This window comes from Nostoc sp. PCC 9305 (assembly GCF_963920915.1).
In the GTDB taxonomy this organism is placed as follows: domain Bacteria; phylum Cyanobacteriota; class Cyanobacteriia; order Cyanobacteriales; family Nostocaceae; genus Nostoc.
The window spans coordinates 24,228-31,207 of the sequence record NZ_CAWUDN010000095.1 but is presented as its reverse complement, the minus strand read 5'-3'; the positions used below and the strand labels follow the sequence as shown (position 1 = coordinate 31,207).

Genomic DNA, 6,980 nt, shown 5'->3' with positions numbered 1-6,980 from the left:
GGGGATCTAAACGCTGTGAGGCAACTCTCAAAGACTTGTGTATACACCGTAGCCTTTTAGGAGAGAGGCTTTGAATATTACCCCTTTTCTTTAGGTTGGAGGTCATTGGACTCAACCCAGAAGCGCTATATATATCGGCTAACATTCATTACATAATTTGCCGACTAACCCATTGGTTAGTAGCACTCTATAGCGGTTTTTTATTGATGCACGACACTTTTTTGTTGTGGGATGAGTATCTTAACCGTCCCTTGTATTTCGAGGCAAAGAAAGATGCCCACTATACAAGATTCATGCCTTACTTCAGCAGTCCCGGAAATAACAACTATGATATCTATGCAGTGACTACACTTTCTAGATGCGAAAGTTGAGGAATTTCTGCTACAAGCGCTTTGCCGATTTCTAGAGAAGATGTGGCAGCCGGAGAAGGAGCATTGCAAACATGAATGGAGTTTTGACCAGAAACAATCAAAAAGTCGTCTACAAGCTTGCCATCGTTCATTAAGGCTTGAGCGCGAACTCCTGCATGGGTGGGAACTAAGTCTTCTGCTTGAACTTCGGGAATTAGTTTTTGTAAACTTCTGGTGAAGGCTGCTTTGCTAAAAGAACGAATGATTTCTTGAATGCCTTCATCAGCGTGTTTAGCTGCTAACTTCCAGAAACCGGGATAGGTGATGACTTCCAGAAAATCCCGTAAGTCAAAGTCGGTTTTTTTGTAACCTTCGCGTTTGAGGGATAGAACTGCGTTTGGCCCTGCATGGACGCTACCATCAATCATCCGAGTAAAGTGGACACCCAGGAAGGGGAAATCTGGATTGGGAACTGGATAGATTAGTGTCTTGACCAGATAGCGTTTTTCTGGGGTGAGTTCGTAGTATTCTCCCCGGAATGGCACAATTTTGGCTTGGGGTTCAACTTGCCCTAGTTTGGCGGTGCGATCGCTATGCAATCCAGTACAATTAATTACAAAGCGGGTTTCAAAGTTACCTTTATTTGTTTGCAGTACCTGATTTTTACCACTTGGAGAGATTTTCAGGACTTTTGTATTCAGGTGCAAATCTCCACCCTGCTGTTGAATTAGCTGGGCATATTTTAAACAAACTTGCTTGTAATTAACAATACCAGTTGAGGATACGCGAATCCCACCTACACATCTTACGTGAGGTTCAATTTCCCTGACTTCTTCGGGGCTAATTCTCTGGACTTCTATGCCATTGTCTAAGCCGCGTTGGTAGAGATTTTCTAAGCGTGGTAGTTCTTGTTCTTCAGTTGCAACAATTACCTTACCACAAACTTCATGGTCAATTCCATGCTCTTGGCAGAATTCTACCATTGAACGAGAACCATCACGACAAAATTTAGCTTTGAAACTTCCTGGCTTGTAGTAAATACCAGAATGAATTACCCCGCTATTATTGCCAGTTTGGTGAAATGCCCATTGGCTCTCTTTTTCTATTACTAAAATACGGGCATTGGCATAGCGTTTTCCTAAAGCCAACGCTGTCGAGAGTCCAACTATTCCCCCACCTATAATCGCAAAATCATACATTAGTATTATCGCACTTCAAATTACAGTAAATCTATAAAGTTGGGAGTTAATAATTAGAAGTTAGGAGTGAGGAGCTAAAACTCATAACTCATAACTCATAACTTATAACTCTCTTTCTACCATACCTTCCAAGGAGCCTGATTGTTTTTCCACAGCCCTTCGAGATAGTTTTTATCGCGTAAAGTATCCATTGGTTGCCAAAACCCATCATGTCTGAAAGCAGATAGCTGTTCCATATCAGCTAGCTTTTCTAATGGCTCTTGTTCCCACACTGTAGAGTCATCAGCAATTAAGTTGATTACTTCTGGTTCTAACACAAAATAACCGCCATTAATCCAAGCTCCATCACCTTCAGGTTTTTCCCGAAAGCTGGTGATTTTGGTTTGCTCATGTCCTAAAGAAATAGCACCAAAACGCCCCGCTGGTTGAACGGCTGTGAGTGTTCCTAAGCTATTTTGTGCTTTGTGAAATTTAACTAGCTCGGTGATATTAATATTACTGACACCATCGCCATAAGTAAAGCAAAAAGTCTCGTTACCAAGATGTTCGCTGATTCGCTTTAAGCGTCCGCCTGTCATTGTATTATCACCCGTATTTACTAAGGTGACGCGCCAGGGTTCTGCATAACCAGAATGCACGTTCATCTGGTTAAAGCGCATATCAAAGGTAACATCTGACATGTGTAAAAAGTAATTAGCAAAATACTCTTTAATTATGTAACCTTTGTAACCACAACAAATAATAAAGTCATTAATGCCGTGAGCAGAGTATGTTTTCATTATGTGCCAGAGAATTGGCTTACCACCAATCTCAACCATCGGCTTGGGTCTAACACTGGTTTCTTCACTGAGGCGTGTACCAAGACCTCCAGCCAAAATCACCGCTTTCATGCAATTACCTCGGAGATTTGTAGGGATATGATTATTTAACTTTTTCGAGATGAAGCGGATGCACTTAAAGGGAGAGAAATGTATTTCTGATTTCTGTTTCTCCGTCAATAATCTAACTGTAATTTCCGATGAAATTATAAAGGTAGGATAAATTAAAATCTTTTCTATATAAAAGCTCTATGAATATCTATAAATACAGAAATAAATTACTCAATAAAATAAAAATATTACCTATAAAATAACTAGGGTTAGCAAGTGCTAACCCTAGTCAGGCTTGATTTTTTTAAATTCAAACCAATAATATGCTAGTAACAAAACTTACTTGTTTCTAGTTAGTTTTTTCCACATTACTTGAGCCTTGGAATAAAGGGTCACATTTGTTTTCGATGACTACACACATATTACTGAGTGCTTGTTGATAATTATCCATGTCATCTTGCTCAAGAAATATTTTGGCAGATGCCTGTATATCTTCGACAGCTTTTGTCTGGTTTTTGTTAGCTTCACTACCGCCATATTGTGCCAGTTCATAGCGAACCATGCCTCGTTTGAGATATGCTTTTGCTAGTTTAGGGCTTAGAGTTAATGCTTGGTTAAAGTCAGCGATCGCTTGATTATATTCTTGCTGATAATTGCTGCTATATTGAGCAATTTGATAATAGACAACGCCCCGCTGGAAGTAAGCTTCGGCTTTGGAGACATTAAGTTGTATGGCTTGAGTAAAATCTGCGATCGCTTTTTTGTAAGCTTGTTGAGATTCACCGCTGTATTTAGCCATTTGGGCGCGGACAATCCCCCGTCTGACATAAGCTTCAATCTCATGATTATCCAAACCAATGGCTCGATTATAGTCTGCGATCGCTAGATTATACTCTCGATCGGGATCGTTGCTATATTCGGCGAGCATATAGCGGGCATTGCCCCGATTTACCAGAGCTTTGGTTTGATTGGGATTGATTTTCAGAGCTTGGCTATAATCTGTAACCGCGCCTTCATAGTCTTTCAGGTTATAGCGAGCATTGCCACGATTTACAATTGCTCTAGCGTGTGTCGGTTCTTGTTCAATTGCTTGGCTAAAGTTGACAATTGCCTTGTCATAGTCTCGCTCTTTATAAGCAATATAACCTTGCTGATAAGAATCAGCGAAGCTGAGTTTGTTGTTTGGCTGGGAAGGCTTGATTGTTTGTTGGGTGTAAGCATTTTGGGAAACTAACGGCTGAGTAAATTTAATCATTACGTCTGCATATCCCAATAAACCAAAACCCAGCAAACAACAAATAACCGGGTACAATTTTGACTTTTTGGAAGGTTTATACGAACCGCTGGGAGTCATTGGCTGCCAATAATTAGCTGGCTGCGGTGACATGGCTCGCTGGGGAAAATGCGGTGTTTGATTGTAGCGTTTTCTCGCTTTGATTCGCGGTTGGAGATGTTCTCTAGCTTCTATAGCCCGATGTGATGGAAAGGGGTCGCGTCCACCTAATCGCACGGTACGTTCGCACCACGGACAGCTACGCATGTGGTTGTTGTAGCGATGCTGGGGATTTGTCGTACAGGTAATCAGGGACTCTTCGGCTTCAGCGATGGCTGAGAGCCAAGTTTGCGCACTGGGACGTAGTTGTGGGTTATTATGACCTTCTTCAAAACAACGGACAAATAATTCTTGTAAGCTGGGATGGAGAATTTCCCAAGGGGGGGCGATGGGTGTTGGCAGGTAGGGTACGTAACGCTTTTCGCTGTAAGTGAAATGACCCGATGCAATGCGGGCTTCGTAAGGTGGTGGCTCAATCGCACCTTGAAAAATCCCCGAAAATGGGTGGGTGCCTTCCATTAAGAGTTGAAAGACTAGCACCCCTAACCCAAATAAATCGTGAGAGATTTCGCGATCGTGCTGGGCAAAAGTTTTATTTTGTAGTTCTGGTGGAGTAAACTCTGGTTTACCTACTGGACAGCGATAAACAACATTGCTGTTTGGGTCGGTTACTTGGAAAGAGTCTGTGTCTATCAAAGTCACCAGTGCCGTATCACTGACGAGGATATTAGACTCGTTCACATCACCAATGCAATATCCACTAGCGTGCAAAGCGGCAAAAGCCGCCGCCAGGTTACGAGCCGTGCGGAGCAGGTACTGATAGTTGAATAGGGGGCAATGTTGCCGACGGGTTCTGGGGTTGTAAAAGTCGATGATTGGACGCATCCCCTGAATACGTGGCATCAAAAAGCCCAGGATGCTATTTTTGCCATCTGCCGCCCGTAATAAATCCTCTGGCCAAGCGATAGAGATATGCCCTAAACTCGCCGTGGGGTTTTCTGGCGGGTTGGCAAGCATCGCCTGGAGTTTATCAGCATGGGCAGTGGTTGGCTTGTGGTAAATCTTCGCCACCAAATCGTTATCGGATGGCACAGCATAAACACAAGCTTCACCGCCACGTCCCAAACTGACATTGAGACTGAGGATTTCTTTTCTGGGGGAACAACGTAGTACCTGCATAATGAAATTACCGCTAACGGAAGTTATTGTAAGATGTAGAAACCTTTAGATTTGTTGCTCATGAGTCGTTGAATGCAGCTATAATGAGTGTTAAATCATCATCAGTGCGTTGCGTAATCCGCTCTGAGCGTAGAAATTTTACCAATTGCTCCTTCGCTTCTGTCTTATCCTCGGTATTGGCGACAAATTCAAACAGCGGAAAAAAGAATGGTTTGTGAGGTTCGCCAACAACCATATTCAAAGCCAGCATTTGTAATCCGTCGGTGATGATACCAACGTTTACTATGTCTGTGCGCCATAATCTCATTTGTGCTGTATCTAAGGCATGAGGCGAAGTTAAAAAAGTAGTTTCGTTAATGTATTCACCACTGTCAGGCATAGTTAGTGCTAGCAGGTTGCCCAAACGATCTTTTGCCACTGCCAAACCATCACCTATCTGAACTACAGCTACAACTTCTGGTGTGGCAACCAGCATAATTAAGGTAGTTGCTAAATCTTGAGGCTGTTTGTCACAAGTAGCCGCCTCATGCTCCACAGCTTTTTTGGCAGCTAGTATGGCATCATTTAAGAGCGATCGCACCAATGTATCATCAGTCAAACTTTTTCGGGTCAGCCCCTTGGTAGAAATGTTTTCGATTGCTGTCTCCACAGCAACCATCGCTCCCACTTTCCCCAGGCTAGCAGAACCCGCGCCATCTGCTGCGGCCGCCACTAAAACATTATCTGACAATATCTGCCAGTGATGAGCATCCTGACATAATTGATTGTTTTTTAAGTGACTTGTACCACATACAGAAGCAGCCACAATCCGCCATTGAGCAATCTGTTTTGATATGTTCATAAATTTTTTTTCAAGCAGCTAGCTGTGTAAACATCAAGCTGCGATTTTTCATTAAACAGTTCCCCAACCAATCGGCGGTAGTGCTACCTGTTCGTCTACTTGTGAATGAGAAACAGCCGACATACTAGTTGACAGCCAGACAAACATCTCGATAAAATTTAGTCCTTTAAGCTTTAAGGGAGTACGTACAGTTATTTGATTTAAACGCGTCATATTCGCATTTTCTACTCCAACTGTAAAGAATGCTACCCGCTTGTTCGCCTCGTCTCCCTGTAGACGCTGGGATGCTTGCTCTACTACTTGCTCTAACTCACCTTGGGGTTCTCCATCAGTAATCATAAATACCCAAGGACGATAGTAAGCAATCCCGTTGGCACGATACTGAGATTTCCGCTCTTGAATTATGTCCAAAGCTTTATGAATTCCCGCACCCATTGTTGTCAAGCCTTGGGCTGTCAAAATCGGCGGATTGAATTGATCGGCAGTCACAAAGTCTTGTAATACATTGATATTACTATCAAAAGTGACGATCGCCACTTCCACCCGTCTGGCGGCTAAAGAATTTTTGACTAATTCATCCTTTAAGCTTAGTAAACCTTGATTTAAAGCCTCAATCGCCTCTCCTTGCATCGATCCAGATGTGTCTAATAAAAGTACACAAGGACAACGTGGTTCTGGGTTCTCAGCAAATTCTACTACTTCATCAAGTCTTAATGTATCATGCATAACTTTTTGTGTTATGTTAAAGTCCAAAGCTTTATTTCCCTTTGCTCAGAGTATATAGTTCCAATCGCCGAGGCGACTACAGAATATAGTATCTATTGGTAGACGCTCTAATCTTTATTAAACAAATTATTTTCATGAAGTTCTCTATATATTTAAGATGAACTTGAGCACAGCTTAGTTTAGCAAAAAAGAGTTTATCAAAACCCAGCATTACCTGTTGTAATGTATCTACCAAAAAGCTATATCCATTAAACCTACAGTACAATAAATACGTAAACTTTCCTAGATAAGTTTTTAAAGATTTTATGTAGAAGAATCGTTTCTTTAAGGAAAAGTAATTAACCATAATTAAGCTCGTTCACTCTAGAAGTATACCAGTGTAACTACGCGAACTTGGAATCAAATTTGCCTCTTGAAGTGAGTGGGCATAAATAAACATCATTATTAAGGTCTTCACTCAAGAGTTGTCAGTAGTTAGTAAAA

At 41.9% G+C, this 6,980-nt stretch carries 5 protein-coding genes; all 5 read right to left on the bottom strand.

Going from position 1 to position 6,980, the window contains the following annotated elements; translation table 11 throughout:
- Positions 1–334: 334 nt before the first annotated feature.
- The 5 genes from lhgO to ACM0OX_RS27475 all read right to left on the bottom strand — a co-directional run bounded on the left by lhgO (position 335) and on the right by ACM0OX_RS27475 (position 6,497).
- Positions 335–1,549 (bottom strand): L-2-hydroxyglutarate oxidase, encoded by a 1,215-nt coding sequence (lhgO, locus tag ACM0OX_RS27495; protein ID WP_414518142.1) that lies wholly within the window; start codon positions 1,547–1,549, stop codon positions 335–337.
- A 116-nt stretch (positions 1,550–1,665) separates the two neighbouring features.
- A complete protein-coding gene (gene rfbF, locus ACM0OX_RS27490) occupies positions 1,666–2,439 on the bottom strand; it encodes a glucose-1-phosphate cytidylyltransferase (RefSeq protein ID WP_414518140.1) in 774 nt (257 codons plus the stop codon).
- 328 nt (positions 2,440–2,767) lie between these two features.
- Positions 2,768–4,930 carry a tetratricopeptide repeat protein gene (locus tag ACM0OX_RS27485; RefSeq protein ID WP_414518138.1) on the bottom strand — a complete coding sequence of 721 codons (2,163 nt, stop codon included), beginning with the start codon at positions 4,928–4,930 and terminating at the stop codon, positions 2,768–2,770.
- A gap of 58 nt (positions 4,931–4,988) precedes the next feature.
- The gene (locus ACM0OX_RS27480; RefSeq protein ID WP_414518137.1) at positions 4,989–5,771 is read right to left on the bottom strand and encodes a PP2C family serine/threonine-protein phosphatase; all 783 of its coding nucleotides are present in this window, start codon (positions 5,769–5,771) and stop codon (positions 4,989–4,991) included.
- Positions 5,772–5,822: 51 nt separating this feature from the next.
- Positions 5,823–6,497, bottom strand: a complete 675-nt coding sequence (locus ACM0OX_RS27475) for a vWA domain-containing protein (protein ID WP_334934538.1) — start codon at positions 6,495–6,497, stop codon at positions 5,823–5,825.
- Positions 6,498–6,980: the final 483 nt, after the last annotated feature.